General features: G+C 60.5%; 23 protein-coding genes and 1 pseudogene. 11 read left to right on the top strand and 13 right to left on the bottom strand.

Annotation, left to right across the window (positions count from 1 at the left end; genetic code table 11):
* Positions 1-84 precede the first annotated feature (84 nt).
* From pheS to J2Z75_RS05840, 4 genes are all read left to right on the top strand, one after another.
* Positions 85-1,170 carry a phenylalanine--tRNA ligase subunit alpha gene (gene pheS, locus J2Z75_RS05855; RefSeq protein WP_209849120.1) on the top strand — a complete coding sequence of 362 codons (1,086 nt, stop codon included), beginning with the start codon at positions 85-87 and terminating at the stop codon, positions 1,168-1,170.
* Complete coding sequence (locus J2Z75_RS05850; RefSeq protein WP_209849117.1) at positions 1,167-1,583, top strand: ASCH domain-containing protein; 417 nt, start codon at positions 1,167-1,169, stop codon at positions 1,581-1,583. Before pheS ends, J2Z75_RS05850 begins: the two co-directional genes overlap by 4 nt.
* A 14-nt stretch (positions 1,584-1,597) precedes the next feature.
* Complete coding sequence (gene pheT / locus J2Z75_RS05845; RefSeq protein ID WP_209849114.1) at positions 1,598-4,024, top strand: phenylalanine--tRNA ligase subunit beta; 2,427 nt, start codon at positions 1,598-1,600, stop codon at positions 4,022-4,024.
* A gap of 228 nt (positions 4,025-4,252) precedes the next feature.
* Positions 4,253-5,179 carry a LysR family transcriptional regulator gene (locus tag J2Z75_RS05840; protein WP_234937195.1) on the top strand — a complete coding sequence of 309 codons (927 nt, stop codon included), beginning with the start codon at positions 4,253-4,255 and terminating at the stop codon, positions 5,177-5,179.
* Here the strand turns inward: J2Z75_RS05840 and J2Z75_RS05835 are convergent.
* The 3 genes from J2Z75_RS05835 to J2Z75_RS05825 all read right to left on the bottom strand — a co-directional run bounded on the left by J2Z75_RS05835 (position 5,130) and on the right by J2Z75_RS05825 (position 8,240).
* On the bottom strand, positions 5,130-5,858 hold the full coding sequence (locus J2Z75_RS05835) for an SDR family oxidoreductase (protein WP_209849108.1): 729 nt from the start codon (positions 5,856-5,858) through the stop codon (positions 5,130-5,132). The two genes, J2Z75_RS05840 and J2Z75_RS05835, sit on opposite strands and share 50 nt — an antisense overlap.
* A gap of 873 nt (positions 5,859-6,731) precedes the next feature.
* A complete protein-coding gene (locus J2Z75_RS05830) occupies positions 6,732-7,091 on the bottom strand; it encodes a nuclear transport factor 2 family protein (protein ID WP_209849106.1) in 360 nt (119 codons plus the stop codon).
* Between the two features lie 153 nt (positions 7,092-7,244).
* Positions 7,245-8,240, bottom strand: a complete 996-nt coding sequence (locus J2Z75_RS05825; protein ID WP_209849104.1) for an aldo/keto reductase — start codon at positions 8,238-8,240, stop codon at positions 7,245-7,247.
* Positions 8,241-8,375: 135 nt separating this feature from the next.
* Between J2Z75_RS05825 and J2Z75_RS05820 the strand changes: the two are divergent.
* Both J2Z75_RS05820 and J2Z75_RS05815 read left to right on the top strand, forming a co-directional pair.
* Positions 8,376-9,265, top strand: a pseudogene (locus tag J2Z75_RS05820) (LysR family transcriptional regulator).
* 63 nt (positions 9,266-9,328) lie between these two features.
* Positions 9,329-9,943, top strand: coding sequence for a hypothetical protein (locus J2Z75_RS05815; protein ID WP_209849103.1), 615 nt, complete (start codon positions 9,329-9,331; stop codon positions 9,941-9,943).
* Here J2Z75_RS05815 and J2Z75_RS05810 read toward each other — a convergent pair.
* Both J2Z75_RS05810 and J2Z75_RS05805 read right to left on the bottom strand, forming a co-directional pair.
* Positions 9,940-10,383 carry a GNAT family N-acetyltransferase gene (locus J2Z75_RS05810; RefSeq protein WP_209849102.1) on the bottom strand — a complete coding sequence of 148 codons (444 nt, stop codon included), beginning with the start codon at positions 10,381-10,383 and terminating at the stop codon, positions 9,940-9,942. The genes J2Z75_RS05815 and J2Z75_RS05810 overlap by 4 nt on opposite strands.
* Positions 10,384-10,404: 21 nt before the next feature.
* Entirely contained in the window at positions 10,405-11,355 is a 951-nt protein-coding gene (locus J2Z75_RS05805; RefSeq protein WP_209849101.1) for an aldo/keto reductase, read from the bottom strand.
* A 175-nt stretch (positions 11,356-11,530) separates the two neighbouring features.
* Between J2Z75_RS05805 and J2Z75_RS05800 the strand changes: the two genes are divergently transcribed.
* The gene (locus tag J2Z75_RS05800; protein ID WP_209849099.1) at positions 11,531-12,517 is read left to right on the top strand and encodes a Gfo/Idh/MocA family protein; all 987 of its coding nucleotides are present in this window, start codon (positions 11,531-11,533) and stop codon (positions 12,515-12,517) included.
* An 80-nt stretch (positions 12,518-12,597) separates the two neighbouring features.
* Here J2Z75_RS05800 and J2Z75_RS05795 read toward each other — a convergent pair whose 3' ends face one another.
* The 3 genes from J2Z75_RS05795 to J2Z75_RS05785 all read right to left on the bottom strand — a co-directional run bounded on the left by J2Z75_RS05795 (position 12,598) and on the right by J2Z75_RS05785 (position 14,319).
* Positions 12,598-12,828, bottom strand: a complete 231-nt coding sequence (locus tag J2Z75_RS05795; RefSeq protein WP_209849097.1) for a hypothetical protein — start codon at positions 12,826-12,828, stop codon at positions 12,598-12,600.
* Between the two features lie 166 nt (positions 12,829-12,994).
* Entirely contained in the window at positions 12,995-14,056 is a 1,062-nt protein-coding gene (locus tag J2Z75_RS05790) for a hypothetical protein (RefSeq protein ID WP_209849094.1), read from the bottom strand.
* Positions 14,056-14,319: a spike base protein, RCAP_Rcc01079 family gene (locus tag J2Z75_RS05785; protein ID WP_209849091.1), complete on the bottom strand. Its 264-nt coding sequence runs from the start codon at positions 14,317-14,319 to the stop codon at positions 14,056-14,058. The genes J2Z75_RS05790 and J2Z75_RS05785 overlap by 1 nt, the downstream gene beginning before the upstream one ends.
* 142 nt (positions 14,320-14,461) lie before the next feature.
* Between J2Z75_RS05785 and xseA the strand changes: the two genes are divergently transcribed.
* From xseA to J2Z75_RS05765, 4 genes are all read left to right on the top strand, one after another.
* Positions 14,462-16,057, top strand: a complete 1,596-nt coding sequence (gene xseA / locus J2Z75_RS05780; protein WP_209849089.1) for an exodeoxyribonuclease VII large subunit — start codon at positions 14,462-14,464, stop codon at positions 16,055-16,057.
* 1 nt (position 16,058) lies between these two features.
* Positions 16,059-16,649 (top strand): NAD(P)H-dependent oxidoreductase, encoded by a 591-nt coding sequence (locus tag J2Z75_RS05775; protein ID WP_209849086.1) that lies wholly within the window; start codon positions 16,059-16,061, stop codon positions 16,647-16,649.
* Positions 16,650-16,733: 84 nt separating this feature from the next.
* Positions 16,734-17,084, top strand: a complete 351-nt coding sequence (locus J2Z75_RS05770) for a MarR family transcriptional regulator (RefSeq protein WP_209849082.1) — start codon at positions 16,734-16,736, stop codon at positions 17,082-17,084.
* A 6-nt stretch (positions 17,085-17,090) separates the two neighbouring features.
* Positions 17,091-17,945 (top strand): C40 family peptidase, encoded by an 855-nt coding sequence (locus J2Z75_RS05765; protein ID WP_209849079.1) that lies wholly within the window; start codon positions 17,091-17,093, stop codon positions 17,943-17,945.
* Here the strand turns inward: J2Z75_RS05765 and J2Z75_RS05760 are convergent, their stop codons facing one another.
* The 5 genes from J2Z75_RS05760 to J2Z75_RS05740 form a co-directional block, all read right to left on the bottom strand.
* Positions 17,946-18,905: a 2-hydroxyacid dehydrogenase gene (locus J2Z75_RS05760; protein WP_209849076.1), complete on the bottom strand. Its 960-nt coding sequence runs from the start codon at positions 18,903-18,905 to the stop codon at positions 17,946-17,948.
* Between the two features lie 12 nt (positions 18,906-18,917).
* The gene (locus J2Z75_RS05755; protein WP_209849071.1) at positions 18,918-20,546 is read right to left on the bottom strand and encodes an ABC transporter ATP-binding protein; all 1,629 of its coding nucleotides are present in this window, start codon (positions 20,544-20,546) and stop codon (positions 18,918-18,920) included.
* 8 nt (positions 20,547-20,554) lie between these two features.
* The gene (locus J2Z75_RS05750) at positions 20,555-21,712 is read right to left on the bottom strand and encodes an ABC transporter permease (RefSeq protein ID WP_209849069.1); all 1,158 of its coding nucleotides are present in this window, start codon (positions 21,710-21,712) and stop codon (positions 20,555-20,557) included.
* Positions 21,712-22,797: a microcin C ABC transporter permease YejB gene (locus J2Z75_RS05745; RefSeq protein ID WP_209849067.1), complete on the bottom strand. Its 1,086-nt coding sequence runs from the start codon at positions 22,795-22,797 to the stop codon at positions 21,712-21,714. The genes J2Z75_RS05750 and J2Z75_RS05745 overlap by 1 nt, the downstream gene beginning before the upstream one ends.
* A 179-nt stretch (positions 22,798-22,976) precedes the next feature.
* Entirely contained in the window at positions 22,977-24,809 is a 1,833-nt protein-coding gene (locus J2Z75_RS05740) for an extracellular solute-binding protein (protein ID WP_234937194.1), read from the bottom strand.
* Positions 24,810-24,970: the final 161 nt, after the last annotated feature.

Here is a 24,970-nt window from a genome sequence, read left to right as displayed (position 1 = left end):
CAATATTAGTTGGGAAACCCGCGCTGGCTCGGCTGGCGCGGGTTTTTCTTTGACCGATCACGGGATGAAACCGGGAAATAAACGATGTCCGATCTGGAAGCACTGAAAGAGAACTTGCTGGCCGAGGTTACCAGTGCCGGCGACGAAGCGGCGATCGAAGCCGTGCGTGTCAATGCGCTGGGCAAGAAGGGCTCGATCTCCGAGCTGCTGAAGACGCTCGGCACCATGACGCCGGAGGAGCGCCAGACGCGCGGTGCCGCCATCAATGCGTTGAAGAATGATGTCTTTGCAGCGATCGCTGCCCGCAAGTCTGACCTCAAGGACGCGGCGATCGCCGAGCGTCTCGCCCGCGAGACCGTCGATATCAGTCTGCCGGTGCGTTCTTCCCCGACTGAACGCGGCCGCATTCATCCGATCAGCCAGATCATCGACGAGATCACCGCGATCTTCGCCGACATGGGCTTCTCGATCGCCGAAGGTCCGGATATCGAGACCGACTATTACAATTTCACCGCGCTGAATTTCCCCGAAGGCCACCCGGCCCGCGAGATGCACGACACGTTCTTCTTCAATCCGGACGCAAACGGCGAGCGCAAGGTTCTGCGCACGCACACCTCGCCGGTGCAGATCCGCACGATGGAAGCGCAAAAGCCGCCGATCCGCATCATCATCCCCGGCAAGACCTACCGGCAGGACTCGGACGCCACCCATTCGCCGATGTTCCATCAGGTCGAGGGCCTCGTCGTCGACACCAAGTCGAACGTCGCCAACATGCGCTGGATCCTCGAGGAGTTCTGCAAGACCTTCTTCGAGGTCGACGACGTGACGATGCGCTTCCGCCCGTCGTTCTTCCCGTTCACCGAGCCGTCCTTCGAGGTCGATATCCAGTGCGACCGCTCCTCCGGCCCGATCGTCAAGTTCGGCGAAGGCACCGACTGGATGGAAATCCTCGGCTGCGGCATGGTCCACCCGAACGTGCTGCGCGCCGGCGGCCTCGATCCCGACGTCTACCAGGGCTTTGCCTGGGGCATGGGGCTCGACCGCATCGCCATGCTGAAATACGGCATGCCGGACCTCAGAAACTTCTTCGACGCCGACGTGCGCTGGATGAGCCATTACGGTTTCCGCCCACTCGACATGCCGACGCTGTTTGGCGGGCTTTCCGCATGAGCGAGCTTCCGGACCGGCTGAAAGGAGCGGTGACATTCTCCTTTGGCGATTCGCCAACGATGGCGGACGACCTGCTGGCGCTGGTCCTTGACGGCAGGAAGACGGCGACCTGCGGGCGCGTCAACGACTACGGCGAGGGTAAGGAAACCTTGCCAGTCGTCGGCCGCCGCGATGTTGTGCTTGACGGCGCCGGCCGGCCGGCCGCCGTTATCGAAACAATGGAGGTCACCGTCCGCAGATTCGAAGAGGTGGACGAGGCCTTCGCCCTCGCGGAAGGCGAGGGTTTTCGGACGCTGGGCGATTGGCGCGAAGGGCATGAGCACTATTTCCGCCGCAATGGCGGCTTCTCCCCCGATATGGAACTCGTCTGCGAGCGCTTCCGCCTTGTTGAAGTGCTGGAACGCCAAATTTAGAACATAGGTGAACAATGAAATTCACACTCTCCTGGCTGAAAGACCATCTGGAAACGGATGCCACCCTTGAACAGATCTGCGCGCGCCTGACGGCGATCGGGCTGGAGGTCGAGGATGTCGACGACAAGGCCGCGTTCAAACCCTTCGTCATCGCCAAGGTCGTCTCGGCGGAAAAACACCCGCAGGCCGACAAGCTGAAGGTGCTGATGGTCGATACCGGTACCGGCGCACCGATCCAGGTCGTCTGCGGCGCCCCGAATGCGCGCGCCGGCCTGGTCGGCGCCTTCGCCGCTCCCGGCGCCTATGTGCCGGGTCTCGACGTGACGCTTGCCATCGGCACCATCCGTGGCGTCGAGAGCCATGGCATGATGTGCTCGGAAAAAGAGCTGCAGATGTCGGACAGCCATGACGGCATCATCGATCTGCCGGACGACGCGCCGGTCGGCACCAGCTTTGCCGCCTATGCCGGGCTCGATGATCCGATGATCGAGATCAACCTGACGCCGAACCGTCCGGACTGCACCTCGATCTACGGCATTGCCCGCGATCTGGCCGCCTCCGGCATGGGCACGCTGAAGCCGCAGCCGCAGCCGACCTTCAAGGTCGAAGGCGAGACGACGACCAAGGTCAAGCTCGACCTCGGCGAGGACAGCCATCTCTGCCCCGGTTTCGCGCTGCGCCTGGTGCGCGGCGTCAGGAATGGCCCGAGCCCGAAATGGATGCAGCAGCGGCTGCTGGCCATCGGCTTGCGGCCGATCAACGCGCTGGTCGATGTCACCAACTACATGACCTTCGACCAGGGCCGGCCGCTGCACGTCTTCGACGCCGCCAAGGTCACGGGCAATCTGACCGTCCGTCGCGCCACGGAAGGCGAAAAGGTTCTGGCGCTCGACACGCGCGAATACACGCTGTCGCCGGCCAATGTGGTGATCTCCGACGACAATGGCATCGAATCGATCGGCGGCATCATGGGCGGCGAGCATTCCGGCTGCGACGAGAACACCGTCGACGTGCTGATCGAATCCGCCCTCTGGGACCCGATGAACATCGCCAAGAGCGGCCGCACACTGGGGATCATCACCGATGCGCGCTACCGCTTCGAGCGCGGCGTCGATCCGGAATACATGATCCCGGGCCTCGAGCGCGCCACGCAGCTGATCGTCGATATCTGCGGCGGCGCGGCGGCGAAGACCGATGTGGTCGGTTATGCCGGCTATACGGCAAAGGTCGTCGATTTCCCGGTTTCCGAGGTCAAGCGTCTGACGGGACTGGAAGTCGGCTCGGAAGAAGCCGTGTCGATCCTCAAGGGCCTCGGCTTCGGCGTCGAAGGCGCCGGCGAACGCGTCTCGGTCTCCGTTCCCTCCTGGCGTCCCGACGTCGATGGCAAGGCGGACCTGGTCGAAGAGGTCATGCGCATCCACGGCGTCGACAATATCAAGCCGGAGCCGATCGAACATCTCGGCGCCGTCAACGGCAAGATCCTGACGACCCTGCAGATCCGCACCCGGCTGGCCAAGCGGGCGCTGGCCGCGCGCGGCATGCTCGAAGCCGTCACCTGGTCGTTCATCTCCAAGGCGCAGGCCGAGCTTTTCGGCGGCGGCGCATCCTCGCTGTCGCTGGCAAACCCGATCGCCGCCGACATGTCCGACATGCGGCCGTCGCTGCTGCCCGGTCTTTTGACCGCCGCCCAGCGCAATGCCGACAAGGGCTTTGGCGACGTGGCGATCTTCGAGGTCTCCGGCACCTATGAGAACGATACGCCATCCGGCCAGCGCCGCGTTGCCGGCGGTATCCGCCGCGGCACCGCATCGCTTGCCGGCGCCGGCCGCTCCTGGTCGAATGCAACCAAGGGCGGCGGCAAGCCGGTCGACGTGTTCGACGCCAAGGCCGACGCCATTGCGGTTCTGGAAGCCTGTGGCGTGCCGATGGGCAATGTCCAGTTCGAAGCGGGCGGCCCGTCCTGGTATCATCCCGGCCGTTCCGGCACGATCAAGCTCGGCCCGAAGATCGTGCTTGGCCATTTCGGCGAATTCCATCCGAAGGTGCTGGAAGCGCTCGACGTTTCCGGCGCCCTTGCAGGCTTCGAAGTCTATGTTGATGCCATGCCCGAGCCGAAGAAGAAGGCCACCCGCACCAAGCCGGCACTGGAGCTTTCCCCCTTCCAGGCCGTCAAGCGCGACTTCGCCTTCGTGGTCGACAAATCGGTTGAAGCCGGCGCGATCCTGAAGGCCGCCTCCAGCGCCGACCGCAAGCTGGTCACCGGCGTCAACGTCTTCGACATTTTCGAAGGCGCATCGCTCGGCGAAGGCAAGAAGTCGATCGCCATCGAAGTCGTCATCCAGCCGGCCGACCGCACCCTGACCGACGAGGATTTCGAAGCTTTGACCGGCAAGATCATCGCCAACGTGACGAAGAACACGGGCGGGGTTTTGCGGGGTTAGGAACGTAGATATCGAGAGGGGCGGCGCTTCCCCCTCTCGATACTCTAGCTGCCGTTTTGTCGCGATGAAGGTGGGAAACTAGCCCGGCTTGCGCCGAAAGTGGTTATGCCGTTTCATTTTTTGTAACGCTCCACGTTAAAGACTGAACCCGCTGGCTCTGTTGTGATAATGGGTATTTGTGCTCATAGCGCACTAGGCTCAACGTTGGCGCTTTCAATGCATCCTAGATTGCTCAAGACCTTCCAGACGGTTGCGCGCAACCGCAATATAAGCCGTTCCGCCGAGGAACTTCATCTATCGCAATCAGCAGTCAGCGATCAGGTTCAATCGCTTGAAGCCGACCTGGCAGCAAAGCTCTTCGTCAGGTCTAGGTCGGGCCTAGAACTGACACCGGCGGGGCAGGCCCTGATCGCGTACTCGGAGGAAATTCTCTCGCTGTCAGAAGAAGCTCGCGCCGCTATTGCATCCATTTCCGGTTCAAAAGGCGAAACGCTCAACATCGGAGCGTTACAAAGCATCGCTTGCACGAGACTTCCAGGCTGGCTCACGACCTTCGGTCAGGCAAACCCGGCAATCGCAATCCGGCTGGTGGTCAGGGACAGCGGCGATCTCATGCGGCAACTCAAAACTGGCGCTATAGATGCCGCGTTTTGTTTTGATAGAGGAGTCCTGGGTGACAGCTTTGCCAAACGATTGATCGCGGCAGAGCCGTTGGTTCTTATTACCCCTGCCAATGGCCAGCTTGCATCGCTGAGTTCGACGGTGGCAGAGCTTGCATCGGCCAGTTTCTTGGCAACGGAGGCCGGCTGTGTCTACCGGTCCCTATTCGACCAGGCATTCGCTGACGCTGGGATGCCATCACCGAAGCTCGCCGCCGAAGTTGGCAGTATCGAGGCCATAGCAAGGATGGTAGAGACCGGTGCGGGCATTGGGCTGGTCCCGCGTCTCGCGGTCGCCGACGCTCTCCAAAGGGGCTTGATCAGGGAAATGCCTTGGCCAGGGACTAAGCAAGCTGCTTCGCTTGTGATGATCTGGCGACGAAGACGGGTGCAGCCACCGGCGCTGAAGCTTTTGCTGGCAGCCGCAAGTGAAGGGCTGGATAACCTTAGATCAAGCGGTGCCCACCCTCGACGTGCAATACCGTTCCCGTCGTGAACATGTTGCCCATAAGAAATCTTATGGCGTCCGCGATATCTCCGGGTTGACCCACGCGACCAACCGGTAGACGTTCTGCCATCGCTTGAAGCGTTTCCTCTTTCCTGTCTCCCGCGACAAGCTTCCATATGGGTGTATCGACCCAGCCGGGCGAAACGGCATTCACCCGAATCGGAGCCAACTCTACGGCAAGTGCGCGGACCAATCCTTCAAGAGCGGCATTAACGGCGGCGACCACCGATCCGCGAGCAGCTGGCCGATAGGCCGCGATACCGGACGTGTACGTGATGGACCCACAAGCCGAAAGAACGGGGGCTCCGTATTTTGCCAAAAGAAGCGGTCCGTAAAATTTGCTTGCAACTACCCTTTCCGCTGCCTGCAGATCGAGCGCGGGCAAAAGTTCGTAGGCGCCATCGATATCGGCCGCGGTGCTCACGATATGGTCGATGTGGCCGATTTCTTCGAAGAGATCGGCCACTTGGTGTTCCTGCGTGACATCGGCGGAAATGGCGCGGAGCGCTTCAGGGTTTCCCAGGGCGCGGCTCGCATCCTTCAATTTTTCCATGCTGCGTCCGACGATCGTCACGGTCGCATTGCCACTAAGACAGGATTTAGCCAGTGCCAGCCCCATCCCCGACCCCCCACCAACGATAAGAATTTTCTGATTTCTGATTTCCATAATGCGTGAGGTCCTTCATTCGCTTTGAGCTACGGATTGCCGACAATTGTCAGATGAGCGAAAGGATGTGAAACGGACAAAATCGATAGTGCTTTCGGATCTTCCGATGCACACCGAGTTGTGGTGCCGGCAAGGGCACCGCGGCCACGCGCCTTTGACCCTTGCGCTGCGGGTGGCCGCGGTGCGCCGGAAGCAGATAGCCGCGCATTCGAGCTCTATCGGGACAAGATCGGCCATCTTTTGCAAAGTTTATCTGCCAAAATTCCACCCCCGTTTTTCCCCGCCCCGCAAACCTGTGTCATCCTGACCCCAGTCCTGTCATCGGCTAGACTGCTAGGCGTAGCAGTGAGGCGGGACCGGTGCCGGGTGCGGGAAGGACGTAGGCCTTCATCCGGTGGGCGAGCAGAAAATGGTTCCCCTCCGCAGGCTGACGCGGCTGCGGATGTGCCTGTGCGGCACGCAAGGTTGACGCGAATGTCGGCCACAGAGGAACCGGAGTTGCCGCCGACGACCATCGAACGGGGCGCTGGAAGGCGTCATATACATTACTTAGTCATCGGCACTTTCCAGCGCCCCGGCCAAGTAAACGAAGAGCAAAACCACGGCGGATTTTCCGGGCGTGGCTGAAAGTGTTTGCGGCTGCCGCGCGCTCCCTCTTCTCCCCGGCGGGGAGAAGGTGGCCCGAAGGGCCGGATGAGGGGGGCGAAGCCACCAAAACAGGACACCCGGGCAAACTGAGATTGGCAAAACACAATGATGAACGGACCTGACCATCGATGCCGAGCCGCCCCCTCATCCGCCCTTCGGGCACCTTCTCCCCGCTCGGGAGAAGAAGAAAGCCACCCTCCCCATCAGAAGTTGGGTGAAAACACCCTACCGATGCAGATGATACAGCTTGTTGACGATCACCCAATGCCCGCCGATCTTCAGCAGGGACAGGTAGTCGGTGAAACGCATGCCGGCGAATTCGTCGGTGACCTTGACGAAGGCGGCGTCGCCTTCGATGTCGGTGATCTCGATGTCCATCAGCGGCTGTATTCCCGGCGACAGGGGCGGTTCGGCCAGAATGGCGGCGATGAAATCGTCGCGCGACATCCATTCGACCGCGCCTTCATAATTGCCGATGATCTTCGCATCCGGATGGAAGGCCTTGCGCAGGGCCGCCTCGTTGCAAAACGCCATGCCGTCGACATAGAGGTGAACGACTGTGCCAATTGCCTGTTCGTCGGACATTTCCGCGGCTCCTTGCTTGCCGCCCAATTCTACCACGGCGGCAAACAGGAACAAAGACGAAGCTGTGACAGGGCAATGTCGCCGGTTTGCCGGCAGTATGCGCTCCGCCCAATGGAATGGGGCGAAGCGCGTTCTTCGTCGGGCAACGGCTGCTTACCTGTTCGTCAGCGCCAGCGACGCATCGGAGTAGCGTTTGCCGGCCACATGGTTCGGCGACAGGGTGTCGGAGAGCGTTGTCAGTTCCGCTGCGGACAGGATGATCTCCGCCGCGGCGGCATTCTGTTCCAGATGGGCAAGCTTGCGGGCGCCGGGGATCGGCACGATGAAATCGCCCTGGTGCAGCACCCAGGCGAGCGCCAGCTGCGCCGCCGTCACGCCCTTGCCGGCGGCGACCGACTTCAGCGTTTCGACAAGCGCGGCATTGGCATCGAGATTGTCCGCCTGGAAACGCGGCAGGCTGCGGCGGAAGTCGTCTTCGCCGAGATCGTCCAGCTTTTGGATAGTTCCTGTCAGCATGCCGCGTCCAAGCGGGCTGTAGGGCACGAAGCCGATGCCGAGTTCGCGGCAGGTCTCAAGCACCTCGTCCTCCGGATCGCGGCTCCACAGCGAATATTCGCTCTGGACGGCAGCGATCGGATGGACGGCATGGGCGCGACGGATGGTGGTCGCACTTGCCTCCGACAGGCCAAGCGTGCGCACCTTGCCTTCGTGCACCAGCTCCGCCATCGCGCCAACAGTCTCCTCGATCGGCACCGCAGGATCGACGCGATGCTGATAATAGAGATCGATGACATCGGTGCCGAGGCGTTTCAGCGAGGCTTCGGCGACGGCCCTGGCATTTTCCGGACGGCCATCGATGCCGGTGATGGTCTCGCTGGGGGATTTTCCGGTGGCGATGCGGAAGCCGAACTTGGTGGCGATGGTGACCCTGTCGCGGACATCCTTGAGCGCCTTGCCCAGCAGGATTTCGTTTTCGTAGGGACCATAGACTTCCGCCGTGTCGAAGAAGGTGACGCCGAGATCGACGGCGCGGTGCAGGGTGCGGATCGATTCCTGTTCATCGGATGCGCCATAGGCGAAACTCATGCCCATGCAGCCGAGGCCGACGGCCGAGACGGTGAGGTCTTTTCCGAGTTTGCGGGTTTTCATGGTGGTTGCTCCTTTGTGAGCCGGATTGGAAACGCAGACTGCGAAAGGCGTCTGCGATGCATCCTCAAACTAATGTACCTCCGACCGTTTGATAATGGCTGCAAATCCCAACGGGCTGTTCTATTCTTTCGACCAATGAACAGGAATCAGCTCGCCCAACTCGCCGTTCTTTCCACCGTTGCCGCGCATCGCAGTTTTCGCGCGGCCGCAAAGGAGCTCGGCATTGCCCCATCGGCGGTCAGCCATGCCGTCTCGACGCTGGAGGAAAGCCTCGGCGTGCGGCTGCTGGCCCGCACGACGCGCAGCGTCGCGCCGACCGAGGAAGGGATACTGTTGCTGGAGCGCCTTCGCCCGGCATTGGACGAGATCGGGGTGGCGCTTGCGGCCGTTGTCGAGGCAAAAGGCCAGCCTTCCGGCAATCTGCGCCTCACCGCCCCGCGATTTGCAGCCGACTTGCTGATTGCACCCCGGCTTGGTGAATTCCTCAGCCTGTACCCGGATATCAAGTTGGAAATCGCCGACGAGGATGGCTTCACCGATATCGTCCGCGAGGGCTTCGATGCGGGCGTCCGGCTGGAGGAAAGCCTGGAGGCCGACATGATCGCGGTAAAGATCGGCCCACCGATGCGCGGCGCCATCGTCGCCTCGCCCGGCTATTTCGAGCAGTTTCCGATCCCGCAGCATCCACGCGATCTTCTCCGTCACCGCTGCATCCGCCGCCGGTTTTCCAACGGTACGCTCTACAATTGGGAATTCGAGAAGGACGGCCAGGAACTGACCATTCCGATCGACGGGCCGCTGATCCTTGGCGAGGACCGCCAACCATCACCGCTGCGATCGGCGGCGCGGGATTGACCTATGCCTTCGAGGCGCGAGTGATCGAGCATATCGAGACGGGACGGCTGATCAGGGTGCTGGAGGACTGGTGCGCGCCCTATCCCGGCCCCTATCTGTACTACGCCAGCCGCCGGCAGATGCGCCCGGCGCTGCGCGCCTTCATCGATTTCTTCCGCTATTCCGGCTGAACGGAAACGGGTGGCACGTGACCGATCGGCGGCATAGTCTTCAGGAACATGGGAGGAGGTCAGATGAAAAAGCCGGGATCGATGAAAACGCTGGAGGACCTGGGCCGCGTCCGCCTGTCGGAGAATTTCTTCCTGCGCGACTTCCTGCATTCCGAGATCGCCGATTTCTACGGCATGCCAAACATCCCCGACGATCCGGACCTGGCGATTGCCGCCGGAGCAAAACTCTGCGAGGAACTGCTGGAGCCGCTGCAAAGGACATTTGGCCGGCTACATATCCGCTCCGGCTATCGCTCCCGGTCGGTCAACGACTTCGGCAACCGCAACAAGCTCAATTGCTCCACCAATGCCGCAAGTGCCGCCGATCATATCTGGGACATGCGGGACGCGGACGGCTGCATGGGTGCCACCGCCTGCATCGTCATTCCGTGGGTCTGGGACCGGCGCGCGACGCTCGGCTGGCAGTCGCTTGCCTGGTGGATCCATGACCATTTGCCCTATGCCTCGCTCTGCTTTTTCCCCAGACTCTGGGCAGTCAACATCCAGTGGCATGAGCGGCCGGTGCGGCGCATCCGCAGTTACATCGCGCCGGCCGGTCTGCTGACAAAGGACGGCATGGCCAACCAATCGGGCAGTCATGCGGCGTTTTATGAGGGTTTCCCGGTTTTCAAGGGTTAGAAGCTTATCCGGTAGCGGACATGACCATCAGCCTCCGTATACTGGTCATAGAGCTTGCGCGCCGTGTCGTTGCCTTCGTCGGTGTGCCAGTACAGGCGTGCCCAACCATGGGACCTGGCTTTCTCGACGAGATCGTCGAGCAGCGCCTTGCCGATGCCCTTGCCGCGCGCGGCCTCGTCGAGAAACAGGTCCTCCAGATAGCAGACCGGCTCCTTGACCCAGGTCGCCTCATGAATGAGGCAGATGGCGAAGCCGATGACATGACCATCCAGAACGGCGACGCGCATGAACAGCGGCGTGGCAGGGTCGAGAATCCGCGCCCAGGTCGTGGCCGTCACCTCCGGGGAGACCGCCACCCTGTAGAAGGTGATATAAGCAGCCCAAAGCCGGCGCCAGTCCGCTTCATCGCCGGGTGCGGCGTCGCGTATCTCAACTGTCATGCCTCTTCCTCCCCTAAAAACCTATTCGCTGGCTTCGTTTAGCAGTTGGCAGGCTTTGTCGGAAAGAGTGATCGAGGCCGATTTCGCCAGGCTTTCAAGCTGCGTCAGGTTCGTGGCGCTGGCGATCGGTGCCGTTACGCCCTTGCGCGCCATGATCCAGGCCAGTGCGATTTCCGCCTGCGTATTGCCGCTATCGGCCGCGACTTCGTCAAGTGCCCCGAGTATACGCATGCCGCGGCCGTCAAGATACTTGCCGACGCCACTGCCGCGCGCCGAGCCTTCGAGATCCTTGTGTGAGCGATATTTGCCCGAGAGGAAACCGCGCGCCAGTCCGAAATAGCTGATAACGCCGATTTCCTCGGCGATGCAGAGGTTTCTGAGGGGGCCATCGAAGGAGGCCCTGTCATAGAGGTTATATTCCGGCTGCAGCACATCGTAACGCGGCAGGGTCTTTGCCGCCGAAACATCGAGTGCTTCCCGCAACTGTCCGGCATTCAGGTTTGATGCGCCGACATGGCGGACCTTGCCCTGCTGCAGAAGCTTTTCGTAGGCGCCGAGCGTCTCATCATAGGGCGTTTTGTCATCCGGCCAATGGGAGAGATAGACGTCGATATAGTCGGTCTGCAGCCGGCGAAGAGAATCCTCGACCGCCTGCAGGATCCATTGTTTCGAGAGGCCCTTCTTGCCCGGTCCCAATTCGGAGCCGACCTTGGTGATGATGACGGCCTCGTCTCTGGCCCGGCCCGAATGCTTCAGCCATTTGCCGATGATCGTCTCGGATTCGCCGCCGCTATTGCCTGGAACCCAGGAGGAATAGACATCCGCTGTGTCGACGGCATTGAAGCCCGCAGCGAAGAAGGCGTCGAGCAGTTGGAAGGAGGTCTTTTCATCCGCGGTCCAGCCGAAGACATTGCCGCCGAAAACCAGCGGCGCGATCGACAGGCCTGTGCGGCCGAGGGTTCGCTTTTGCATGGGATCGCTCCAGATTATTGAGGGATAAGTCGCTCGGGAAGTATGAAGTCTGCTCCAGGGACATAGGCGAGGTACAGCGCTTTTACATGCCCCGCAGCAATTTTATTCCCAGGCGCACGGCTTGATGGGCACGTACCTCGCGGTTACTGTGCCGCCGAAAACGAGAGGAAACATCATGTTGCGCTTTGGTATTCTATCGACAGCCAAGATCGGCCGCGAACTCGTTGTTCCGGCTATTCAGGACGCAGAGAATTGCGTCGTCACAGCGATTGCCAGCCGCGATCTCGGCAGGGCACGCGAGATGGCGGACCGTTTCTCTGTGCCGCATGCCTTCGGCTCCTACGAGGAAATGCTGGCTTCCAATCTGATCGATGCCGTCTACATTCCGCTGCCGACCTCGCAGCATGTCGAATGGACGATCAAGGCCGCCAATGCCGGAAAGCATGTGCTCTGCGAAAAGCCGATCGCTTTGAAAGCCTCGGAAATCGCCGCCCTGATCGAGGCGCGCGACCGCAACAAAGTGCTCGTCTCCGAAGCCTATATGGTCACCTACAGCCCGGTCTGGCGGAAGGTTCGCTCGCTGCTTGCCGAAGGCGCGATCGGCAAGCTGCGCCATGTGCAGGGCGCTTTCACCTATTTCAACCGCGATGCCGGCAATATGCGCAACAAGCCGGAGCTGGGTGGCGGTGGACTGCCCGATATCGGCGTCTATCCAACGATTTCGACACGCTTCGTCACCGGCAAGGAACCGCTCCGCGTTCAGGCGAACACCGACCGCGATCCGGAATTCGGCACCGATATGTATTCGAGTGTACGGGCAGATTTCGGCGATTTCGAACTGAGCTTCTATATCTCTACCCAGCTCGCCGCCCGACAGGTCATGGTGTTCCATGGCGACAAGGGTTTCATCGAGGTCAAGTCGCCGTTCAACGCCGATCGTTACGGCGCGGAAGAACTCGAACTCACCAACCAGAATCATTCACAGTCGCAGCTCTTCCGCTTTCAGGATGCCCGCCAATACAAGCTCGAGGCCGAAGCCTTCTCCCGCGCGGCCAAAGGTGAAAAGGAAGAGGTCGTGACGCTGGAAAGCTCGGTGAACAACCAGAAACTCATCGACGCAATCTACCGTGCCAGCGAGAAGGATGGTTGGGAGCCAGTCTGAGCCCATACAACGTCAAACGAGAACTCGCCGGCTACAGGAACGGCGGGTTCTCGCAATAGATATATGGGAACGCGGATCGCCTATACCTGATGGCGCGGCGCAAGGATCAGCGCCGTCAAAAGCGTCGCGGCGATACCCGCATTGTAGGAAAGCAGCGCCAGAACGAGCGTAAGAAGCGAGACTGCACCTGACGAGAACAGCGCAGCCAAGGTAAAGACAGCAACGATCAAGCAACCGGCTAAAGCGTAGCAGATAGTCGAACGCATGCCTGCAGATAAAAGCCCAATTGCAAATCCGGTCAGGATTATCATCCGCCCCCTCCCACCAATAGCCATAGAGCAAGGACTTTGCACGAGGCCTGCTAAAATTGACTTAATCCTCCAAAAAACAGGAACGACACAACGCGGCAAAAGGTTTCACAGAATTTTCACATTTTCTTTTAAAGCCTCGCATTTTCGTCAGCTTCTCAGACCACGGTCATACGTAAGGCACCGATTTTGTCTGGATCGCCGTATTGACCGCGCGAAAAGGCCAGATCGTCAGACTGTCATAACGGCCAGCCGCAAAGACACCTGCCTGGTTGCGCCCGAGATAAATCTGCCCTGCTGTTGCCGGCACTGTTGCTTCCGAGTTGACCGCGGCGCCGTTGTAGCTGCCGCTCCGTCCGGAGCTGCTCCATCCTATGCAGACGCCAAAGGCGGGAAGAGGCACTGTTACATTGGAGAGGGCCAGCGAAATCCCAGTGATAATACTTGTTTGAGCGGTATTCAAACGGATGATTTCGTCACCGACTCCCACGAGGCGACCGAGAGAGCCGTAGACGCCCTGGCCCCTGACCTGCAGGGTTACGGCATTTTTCTGCACCAGCGCCTCGCCGGTGGAGGAGAGGCGGCAGCTGTCGGCGCTCCGCGTTGCGGCCACGACACCGGTCTGCACGAACGAACTGGCAATAGCCCCCGTCTCCACCTGCGCGCGGCTGAGTGCCCCTGAAGCTGCCAGCGTCAGACTCGTGGTCGAGGCGGTAAAGGTTAGCGGCGTATTTTGCGTCACCGCACCCACTGCTGCGCCCGAAAGGGTCAACGAACCGGCTCCCCTACACGAAACCGTGTACTGAGTCCCGTTGACGACGGCTATCGTCTGCGTTGCGGGGGCAAACGCGTTCAGAAAGAGGTTGGTTGCCGGACCTTCGAGAAGCAATTGCCGATAACCGTTGCGGTAGTCGAAGCGCGGAACATCCGGTGCTGCTTGCTGTGCCACCCCGGCGGCGTCGATGTATTCCGCGACGGAATCGCGCGTGAAGGAAAACATGTCGGAAAAGGCGACGGATTGCGGCACGATCAAGGCATCCGCCGCGGCAGACGCGATGTTGGCCGAAGCAACGGACGTCAAGGCATGACGGTCCTTCCGAAAATCGGCGATGAAGGCTGGCAATTTCGCCGCGCCATCGCTGATGTCCGCCGCCGCAAAAGCCGGATTGGTGAACCACGCATTGGCCGCTGCCGTCAGGGCAATGCCGGAATGGAAACCGAGCGACACCATCAGACGAGTCCCACGAGGCTGCCGGCGGTCGTGCCCGTTGCAAGGATGCGGTCGGCACGTACCGGAAGGACAGTGCCGGCGGCGACCCCGACAAAGATTATGGTTTGGCCCGACAGAAAACGCAGCGCGAGCGCGCCGCCCGAACCGACATAGATCGCCCGCGTCGCCTCGGACAGATCAAGAGTATCGTTCGGCGTGACTGCAAAGCCATGGGTGGCGGGGCTGGTGAGAGAGGGGATATTGCTGGCGAAACGGTCTGGCATCTGCATGATCCTCTATGATGATTGGCATTGCCGCAATGATGCGCATGGTTTTGCTGGCCGAGGACGAACGGGGATGAAAAAGGCCTGTTGAACGCATCGCCAAAGACTGGCTATCCGCCGCCGCTCACGGCAAAATAAGCTCATGAACTCGTTCTTCGAATCCGATTCGCCCTCCAATCTCGCCGAATATTCGGTCTCGGAGCTGTCCGGTTCCATCAAGCGCACGGTCGAACAGGCTTTCGACCAGGTACGGGTGCGCGGCGAAATCTCCGGATATCGTGGGCCCCATTCCTCGGGACATGCCTATTTTGCCCTGAAGGACGACAAGGCGCGGATCGACGCGGTCATCTGGAAGGGCACGATGAGCCGACTGAAATTCCGGCCCGAGGAAGGCATGGAAGTGATCGCCACCGGCAAGGTGACGACGTTTCCCGGATCCTCCAAATACCAGATCGTCATCGAAACACTGGAGCCGGCCGGCGTCGGCGCGCTGATGGCACTGATCGAGGAGCGCAAGCGCAAGCTTGGAGCAGAAGGCCTGTTCGATGCGGCGCGAAAGCGACCGCTCCCTTATATGCCGAAAGTCATCGGCGTCATTACCTCGCCGACCGGCGCTGTCATTCGCGATATCCTGCACCGGATAGCCGACCGGTTTCCGGTCCATGTCATCGTCTGGCCCGTGCGCGTGCAGGGCGAAGGCTCCGGCAATGAGGTAGCGGCCGCGATCGACGGCTTCAACGCCTTCACCACGGACGGCCCGATCGCCCGACCGGATATTTTGATTGTCGCGCGCGGCGGCGGCAGCCTGGAGGACCTTTGGAGTTTCAACGACGAAGCGGTGGTGCGAGCCGCGGCAAATTCGCAGATCCCGCTGATCTCAGCCGTCGGCCATGAGACCGACTGGACCTTGATCGACTATGCCAGCGACCAGCGCGCGCCGACACCGACGGGGGCAGCAGAAATGGCCGTACCGGTGAAGGCCGACTTGGAAGCCGACATCTCGGCGCTTTCCGCCCGGCTAAAATCCGCCGTGACGCGGCAGATGGACAACAGACGACAAAGCATCCGGGCCCTGACCCGCGCTCTCCCCTCTCTCGACCAATTGCTGGCGCTACCCCGCCGCCGTTTCGACGAGGCATCGGCTGGGCTCGGGCGCGGTTTGCAGATGAACACGGCCAATAAGCGGCGGACATTCGAGCGTACAGCTGCGCATCTTCGGCCGGATGTTCTGTCGAACAGGATCACCGAGCGGAGGCAAAAACTAGCTGAGCAGATTACCCGCGCCGAACGCATCGTCGAGCGATTGCTGCAACGCTCCGCCTCGCGGGTATCGTCGGCCGATGCCACCTTGCGCACCTTGCCCGCCCGTTTACTGAGCCAAATTCACCGGTCTCAGGATCGCCTGACAGGCCTTTCCGGCCGCGCCGACATTGCGCTTCTGGCAGACCTCCGGCGGAGGCGCAGCACGGTGATGGCGCAAGACCGCATCCTTCAGTCGCTCTCCTACCGCAACGTCCTGAAACGTGGCTATGCGCTGGTGCGCGACGAGATGGGAATTCCGGTCAAGGCGGCGTCAGCCCTTTCGCTGAACCAGGCAATCGCCATCGAATTCGCAGACGGCTCGATCAATGCGCTAACAACAGAGGGCGGTACAGCGCCGCCGCCACAGCCGGCGAAGAAACGCACCGAAAAGCCTGCGGTGACCGCCCCGCCGCCGAAACAGGGCAGTTTGTTTTAGGATGCGTCTTCTCATCGTCCTTGCACATCCGCTCGCCGATAGCTTTGCCGCAAGCGTCGCGGCGACGACAAAGGCCGCGCTTGAAAAGAACGGCCACAGCGTCGATCTGCTCGATCTCTACCAGGAAGGTTTCGATCCAAGGCTAACAGAGGCAGAACGGCGCGGCTATTTCGATATTCCCTACGACACCACCGCAGTGGATGGCATCGTCGCGCGACTGCGGGCAGCGGAAGGGCTGATCCTGGTTTTTCCGCAATGGTGGTTCAACTTTCCGGCCATCCTCAAGGGCTTCTTCGACCGTGTCTTTGCCCCTGGCGTCGCCTTCGATCATGAGCAATCCGGCGGGCGTATCGTTCCACGCCTGACCAACATCAAGTTGTTCTGGGCACTGACGACAACAGGTTCGCCCTGGTGGGTCGTCAAGCTCTACATGGGCAATCCGGTTCGCCGCCTACTCAAGCGCGGGATTGCAGCTTTCTGCGCCAAGGATGTCAAATTCCGGATGATTTCGCTGCACGATATGGACCGGGTGACGGCGAAACAAAGACAGGCGCATCTGGTGAGGATCGAGAAGGCTGTCGAGCAGATTTGAGAGTGGGGGCGAACAGCGCAGAAAGAAACGGTTCCGTAACGGTCTAACCGCTAAACTACCGGCTGATTGAACCGAGGGCGTCCAATGCCGGTGGAATTATCAGCTTCGCAGGCACTGAACCTTTGGCACGGCGTCTCGCTCGAACAGGTGCGGATAGATAATCGCGACCTGACACTCCGGCAGATTTCCATACTCCTGCATATCTACCTTATTCCGCCACCGCATACGGTGCGCGGGCTTGCCGGCATTCTAGGCGTGACCAAGCCGGTGATCACCCGCGCGCTCGATACGATGGGCGATCTCGGGCTCGTGACCCGCACCCGCGACGACCGCGACAAGCGCAATGTGATCATCAAACGCACGGTCGAGGGTGCGCTTTATCTTGAAAAACTTGGCGATCTGATCATTGATCAGGGACGCAAACTGTCTATCTGAGGATACATGTCTGATCTTCCCGACCGCCGGCTGAACGCCTATCGCACCGATCTTGCCGAGGAACGCCTGCGCGGCGTCGTCGAGGCAAGCAATTATGTCAGCGGCTCGCCGGGGCTGATCTGCGTTCCTGTGGTGCAACTGCGGGCGAGACCGGAACTCGAATGCGGTACAGATACAGAGCTGCTGCTCGGAGAGACCGTCCATGTTCTTGATACCAGCGGCGGCTGGGCCTGGGTCAAGGCCGATTTCGACGGCTATGTCGGCTATGTTCCTGACTACGCTATCTCGCCTGTGGTCCGCAGCCTGACTCATATCGTTACCGCGCCGCGAACCTTCGTCTATTCGGAACCCGATCTGAGGTTTCCAACCGTGCAGGCATTGTCGATGGGCAACCGCATTGCCGTCATCGACGAGCGTGATACACGCGGCACCCGCTATTTCCTTTTGGAAGGCGGACAGGCGATCATCGCCAACCACTGCGCTGAGGCCGGGGCGCCGCTGTCCGGCGACTATGTCTCGATTGCCGCACGGTTCCTGGAAACCCCCTATCTCTGGGGCGGGCGCTCGGGTTTCGGCATCGACTGCTCCGGCCTCGTGCAGCTGTCGATGATGATGACCGGCAGGAGCGCGCCGCGCGATACGGACATGCAGGCCAAGGGCCTCGGCACCGAGATCAGCCACGACGATCTCCGCCGCGGCGATCTGGTCTTCTGGAAGGGTCATGTGGCGATCATGGAAGACGACAAGACATTGCTGCATGCCAATGGCCATACGATGAGCGTTTCGCGTGAAGGACTGGAAGATGCGATCAAGCGCATCGGCTGGCTCTACGACCAGCCGACGGGCTATCGCCGGCCCTGATCAATAGCCGGCTTTGCGATCCACCAGATGCTCCAGCGGCAACCCACTTTCGAAACGGATCATCTGTTGCTCCGCATGCACAAAGAGCGCCTTGACGTCCGAAGATGCCGCCACATGCGGTGTGAGGTAGACGTTGTCCATGTCCCAGAAGGGACTGTTGCCATCCAACGGCTCCTGTTCGAACACGTCGAGCGAGGCACCGCCGAGGACGCCGGATTCCAGCGCAGTGATTATGTCCGCCTCGACCTGGCTGCCGCCACGGCCGCCGTTGATGAAGACGGGAGCACCGAATGGCCCCTTGCGGCTGAGCTTTGAAAACAGCCGGGCGTTAAAGATCGCTTTGGTTTCTGCCGTCAAGGGCAAGAGACCGACGAGGAAATCGGTTTTAGACAGGAACGTATCCAGTTCATTGCCGGCAAAGGTCTCGATACCATCGATCGCCTTTTTCGAGCGCGACCAGCCGATGGTCTTGAAACCCATGATACCCAGCTTACGGATGGCATCCTGTCCGAGAACGCCGAGCCCCATGACGCCGACGGTGATATCGGCCGCTTCCGGCTGGCTCAGGTCTTCCCAGACATGGGCCTTCGCCCGCCCCTCGTAGGCGCGGTGCTGGCGCAGATGCATAAGGCAGTTCATCACCACCCATTCGCTCATCCGCGTTGTCAGGCTACGATCGACGAAGCGGACCAGCGGCACGTCCGGCAGGCCGGGAAGTGTCAGAACGTGATCGACCCCGGCGCCGCCGGAGAAGACCACCTTCAGATCCGGCGCGCGCGAAAACAGGTCCGGATCGGATTTCCAGACGACGGCATAATCAATGCCGGAGAGATCGCGGCCCTTGTGAGCGGGGTCGGCGAGATTGAAAACGTCGCGGCCGGGGAACGCACCCTTCAGGCCGTCCTCCACTTCCCGCGGGATGAATTTCAGATCGACGATGACAGGGCTTTTCGAAAGCATGGGGATGGAACTCTATTGACGAATAGCGGGCACATCGACCGCTTTCATGTCGAACGCAGCGGCCATCAGTGCCTTGGTATAGTCTTCCTGGGGTGCTGTGAAGATGCGCTCCGAGGGTCCCTGCTCGACGACCTTGCCAAGACGCATGACGATCATGTCGTTGGCAAGGGCCCGGACGACCTTGAGGTCATGGCTGATGAAGAGATAGGCCAAAGAATGCTTGGCCTGCAGGTCACGCAGCAGATCGACCACCTGCGCCTGCACGCTCATATCGAGCGCTGAGGTCGGCTCATCGAGCATGACGAATTGCGGCTTCAGCACCATGGCGCGGGCAATGGCGATGCGCTGGCGCTGGCCGCCGGAAAACTCGTGCGGATACCGCCAGCGGGTCGCGGCATCGAGACCAACCTCCTCCAGAACTCCGGCTACGCGCGCATCTCGCTCCTTTTCGGAGAGGCCCGGTTCATGCACTTTCAGTCCCTCGGCGATAATGTCGCTGACGGCCATGCGCGGGCTGAGCGAACCGAATGGATCCTGAAAGACGATCTGCATGCGGTTGCGCAAGGGACGCATCTGCGTGAACGAATATCCGGCTATCTCGTTGCCGATGAAACTGATGCGGCCCTTCGAGGAAATCAGGCGTGTCAGCGCCAGGCCGAGCGTCGTCTTGCCGGAACCGGATTCGCCGACGACGCCGAGCGTCTGACCGGCGCGCAGCGTCAGGTCGATACCGTCGACAGCCTTTACGTGGTCGACAACCTTGCGCAGGAAGCCTGCCTTGATCGGGAACCAGACCTTCATGCCTTCTGCCTGCATCACCACCGGCTTCGACGTATCCGAGAGGGGCGGCACGCCCTTGGGCTCGGAGGCGAGCAGATGGCGGGTATAGGCGTGCTGTGGATTGGCGAAAATTTCCGCGGTCGGGCCGGTTTCGACGATCTTGCCCTTGGTCATCACACAGACCCGGTCGGCGATCTTTCGGACGATGCCGAGATCGTGGGTGATGAACAGCATCGACATGCCGTGCTCATCCTTGAGCTTCTTCAACAGCTCCAGGATCTGCGCTTGCACCGTCACGTCGAGCGCGGTGGTCGGCTCGTCGGCGATCAGCAGTTCCGGCCGGTTGGCAAGCGCCATGGCGATCATGACGCGCTGGCGCTGGCCACCGGACAGTTCGTGCGGATAGGCGGCAAGTCGTTTTTCCGGCTCGCGGATGCCGACCTGGTTCAGCAGCTCCAGCACGCGGGTCCGGGCTGCAAGGCCCTTGATACCCTGATGCAGATCGAGGATTTCGGCGATCTGCCGCTCGATCGAATGCAGTGGGTTGAGCGACGTCATCGGCTCCTGGAAGATCATCGTGATGTCGTTGCCGCGCACATTGCGCAGTTCGGCATCCGAGGCCGTCATCAGGTCCTTGCCATTGAAGACGATCTCGCCGCCCGGATGGCTCGCTGCCGGGTAAGGCAAAAGCTTGAGGATCGAATTGGCCGACACGGACTTTCCCGAGCCGGATTCACCGACCAGCGCGACGACTTCGCCGCGCTTGATGTCGAAGGAAATATCATCCACCGCGGTCGACGTCCTGCCGCCCTGATGGAAGGCGACCGAGAGATTGCGCACGGAGAGGAGAGTGTCTGTCATCGTTGTGCTCACCGGAACGTCTTTCTCGGGTCGAAGGCATCGCGTGTCGCTTCACCGATGAAGATCAGCAGCGACAGCATGATGGACATGACCGCGAAGGCGGTGAATCCGAGCCAGGGGGCTTGTAGATTGGACTTCCCCTGGCTGATCAATTCACCGAGCGATGGCGAGCCGGGCGGCATGCCGAAACCGAGAAAATCGAGCGAGGTTAGCGTGGTGATCGATCCGGAGAGAATGAACGGCAGGAAGGTCAGCGTCGCCACCATCGCATTGGGAAGCAGGTGGCGGAACATGATCGTTCGGTTGTTGACGCCGAGCGCGCGGGCGGCGCGGACATATTCGAAATTGCGGGCGCGCAAAAACTCGGCCCGGACGATGCCGACGAAACCGACCCAGGAGAAGAGCAGCATGATGCCGAGCAGGATGAAGAAGCCGGGCGGCAGGATGGCGGCGATAATCAGCAGAATGTAAAGCACCGGCATCGACGACCAGATTTCGATGAAGCGCTGCAAGAGCAGATCCGTCCAGCCGCCGAAATAACCCTGAACGGCTCCGGCGGTGACGCCGACGATGGCGGATGCGATGGTCAGGATAAGTCCGAACAGGACAGAAATCCGGAAACCGTAGATCATCCGCGCCGCGACGTCTCTTGCCTGATCATCGGTGCCGAGCCAGTTGAGATTGCCGAGGGTGCAGCCCGGGTCGGCTTCTCCCTGCGGATAGCCGGAGCAGCGCTCGGCCTTGTCCATCAGCCAAAACGGCTTGGTCGGCGCCGAGTGCGGAATATAGGAGTTGGCCGTCTGGTAGGAATAGCGGATCGGCGGCCAGATCATCCAGCCGTTGGCGTTGATTTCGTTGGAAACCTCCAGCGAACTGTAGTCGGTCACGGCCAGAAAACCCAGCTCTTCGCCCAGGAATTTCTTCTCAGGATATTGAACCAACGCAGGCACCAGCAATTCGCCCTTGTAGGACACCAGGATCGGCTTGTCATTGGCGATGAACTCGGCACCGAGGCTGAGACCGAACAGGACGAGGAATATCCAGAACGACCAGAAGCCACGACGATTGGCCTTGAAGTTGTCCCAGCGGCGCCGGTTGACCGGCGACAGGCGGCCCGTGCGGCCGGCAAGCAAGGTTGGATCGGCGGAGACGATGTCAGCAGCCATCAGACGTCCCTCCTGTCAAAATCGATGCGCGGATCGACCCAGGTATAGACGAGGTCAGACAGCAGGCCGACGAACAGGCCCATCAGCGAGAAGATGTACAGCGTTGCAAAGACGATCGGATAGTCCCGCTTGACCACGGCGTCATAACCGAGGCGGCCAAGACCATCGAGCGAGAAGATATATTCGGTCAAAAGCGAGCCTGTGAAGAAGGCGGTGATAAACGCGCCGGGGAAGCCGGCGATGATGATCAACATGGCATTGCGGAAGACGTGACCGTAGAGAACCCGGCGCTCGTTCAGCCCCTTGGCCCGCGCGGTCGTCACATACTGCTTCTTGATTTCGTCGATGAAGGAATTCTTGGTGAGCAGTGTCGTCGTGGCAAAGGCAGACATCAAAAGCGTGATCAGCGGCAATGTCATGTGCCAGAAATAGTCGAGGATCTTCTGCCACCAGTTCAACTGCGCGAAATTATCCGAGACGATGCCGCGCAAGGGGAACCAGTCGAAGAACGAACCGCCGGCAAATAGCACGATCAAAAGGATGCCGAACAGAAAGCCCGGCACCGCATAGCCAACGATGATCACGCCTGACGTCCAGACGTCGAAGGTCGAGCCGTCGGACATGGCCTTCTTGATACCGAGCGGAATGGAAATCGCATAGGAAAACAACAGGATCCACAGACCCAGCGAGATCGACACCGGCATCTTGTCGAGGATCAGGTCGATGACCGAGGTGTTGCGGAAGAAGCTCTCGCCGAAATCGAAGCGGATATAGTTCCACATCATCTGGCCGAAACGCTCGAGCGGCGGCTTGTCGAAGCCGAACTGCTTTTCCAGCTTCTTGATGAATTCCGGATCGAGGCCCTGTGCGCCCCGATACCTGCCAGAGGAATCGTCAGAGAAAGACTGCCCGAGATCACCACTGCTCCCGGACAACCGGTCTCCGCCCTGCTGGCCTGTCAGATCGGAAATCACCTGCTCGACGGGTCCGCCGGGCGCGAACTGGATGACGGCGAAGGAGATGGCCATGATCCCGACGATCGTCGGGATCATCAGCAGAAGACGCCGCAGGATATAGGCACCCATCAGCGCTGCTCCCGTCTGCCGCCGTTTCCAGCAACACGATCCGATCCGCACGCGGCCTGCCACCTGTTTTCAGTCAATCCGTTCGTCTCCCTCAAAGCGCCCCGGCCAAACCGACCAAAACGCCCAAACTGATTCGCATATGTGCATTTGGAGTACATGATGAGCCGTGTGCAAGGCTTTCATGGGGTCCCGGCAGGCTTCGACCACCAGACATCCGGGAATCCCATGCCGTAATAGGGCAAGTCCGTCGGATGGGTCAGGCGATTCCAGTAGGCGACGCGCATAGCCTTGGAATAAAACAGAGGCACGACATAGTGATGCGCCAGCAGCACGCGGTCGAGCGCCCTTGTGGTCGCCACCAGTTCCTCCCGGTTCGGCGCGAAGACGATCTTGCGGATGAGTTCGTCGATCGCCGGATCGGCAATGCCCGCATAGTTCTTCGAGCCCTGCCGATCGACCGAGGCAGAGCCCCAGTAGTCGCTCTGCTCATTGCCGGGCACCAGCGTCTGCGCCCAGATGCCGTAGATCATGTCATAGTCGAAGCTCCGGACGCGATTGGTATATTGCGAGTCATCGACGGTGCGCATCCGGGCATCGATGCCGATCTTCTTTACACTGTTGACGAAAGGCGAGACCGTGCGCTCGAAGGACGGGCTGGACAGAAGTATCTCGAAGCCGAAAGGTTCGCCGGTCTTCGTGTTCACCAGCTGGCTTCCCTTGAGCTCGTAGCCGGCCTCCTTGAAGAGCGCGAGCGCCGTGCGCAGGTTCCCGCGCACCTTCTGCGGATCGCCGTTGACGGGGTTGGTGTAGGGTTTGGTGAAGACGTCAGCGGGGACCTTGTCCTTCAGCGCTTCCAGGATTTCCTTTTCACGCCCCTCGGGAAGGCCGGAGGAGGCAAGCTCAGTATTCCAGAAGTAACTATCAACGCGCTGATAGGCGTTATAGGCAAGCGTGCGGTTCAGGTCCTCGAAATCGAAGGCGTAGTTGAGCGCCTCGCGCACCTTCTGATCCTTGAATTTTTCGCGACGCAGGTTCGGCACGAAGGCCTGCATGATGCCGGTGGCACGCAGCGGGTTCTCGATCTCCGCGCGAATCACCCGGCCATCCTTCGCGGCCGGGAAGTCATAGGCCGTCGCCCAATGGCTGGCGCTATTGTCCCTGTAGAAATCGACATCGCCGGCGCGGACGGCCTCGAACTCCACGGTCTTGTCGGCGAAGAACGTGTACGTGATCGCGCCGAAATTGTTCTGGCCGACGTTCACGTTGACGTCCTTGCCCCAATAGTCGTCCCGCAATTCGAAGCGGATCGAACTGCCGGCCTGGAAGGAGGCGATTTTGTATGGCCCGGAGCCCATGACCGGTTCCAGCGTGGTGCGGCTGATATCACGCTTGTTGCCCTTCGCATCCTGGCCTTCCCACCAGTGCTTCGGCACGATCGGAAACTGGCCGAGAATGTTCGGCAGCTCGCGATTGTTCTTCTCGTCGAAGCGGAAGGTGACGTCGCGATCGCCGGTCTTTTCAGCCGAGACCACATGGCGGTAATAGTTGGAGAGAAGAGGATTGTGTTCCTTCGACATGTCGAAGGAGAAGATGACGTCCTCCGGCGTCACCGGCTTGCCGTCCGCCCATTTCGCTGCAGCCCGCAGCCGGAACGTCGCGGAGGAAAAGTCGTCGGGATAGGACACGCCTTCGGCGAGCAGCCCGTAGGACGCGGTGACCTCGTCTTCGGCGGATTTCAAGAGTGTATCGAAGACGAGCGACGTGACGCCAGCCGCCGCCTCACCCTTGGAAAGGATCGGGTTGAACGTGTCGTAGGTCCCGGTTTCGGAGAGCTTCAGCTCGCCACCCTTGGGCGCATCCGGATTGACATAATCGAAGCGGGCAAAGCCGTCCTTGTGTTTCAGTTCGCCAATCGTGGAAATGCCGCCGTGCCAAACCGGCTCCTGAGCCACCACGGGTCCATTTGCCAGGAAGATGATTGCTGCCAAAGCCAGTGCGCGTCTGAAATTCATGCCAATTCGCCCCATGCAGTTTTCCTTTTTTCCTTGCTTGCACGACAGAATAGGCAAAATCCGGGCAATTGACAGAAGCCGCCTCAAATCGGGCATTTTTTTTGGATCACGGTCGTGTGTCCGCAAGGCTGACACAAAGACGATGCGTCAGTATCGACGAG

The organism is Rhizobium herbae (assembly GCF_017873135.1).
Taxonomy (GTDB): Bacteria; Pseudomonadota; Alphaproteobacteria; order Rhizobiales; family Rhizobiaceae; genus Pararhizobium; species Pararhizobium herbae.
The sequence above is the reverse complement of the archived record's forward strand: the minus strand, read 5'-3'. Positions and strand labels throughout refer to the sequence as shown.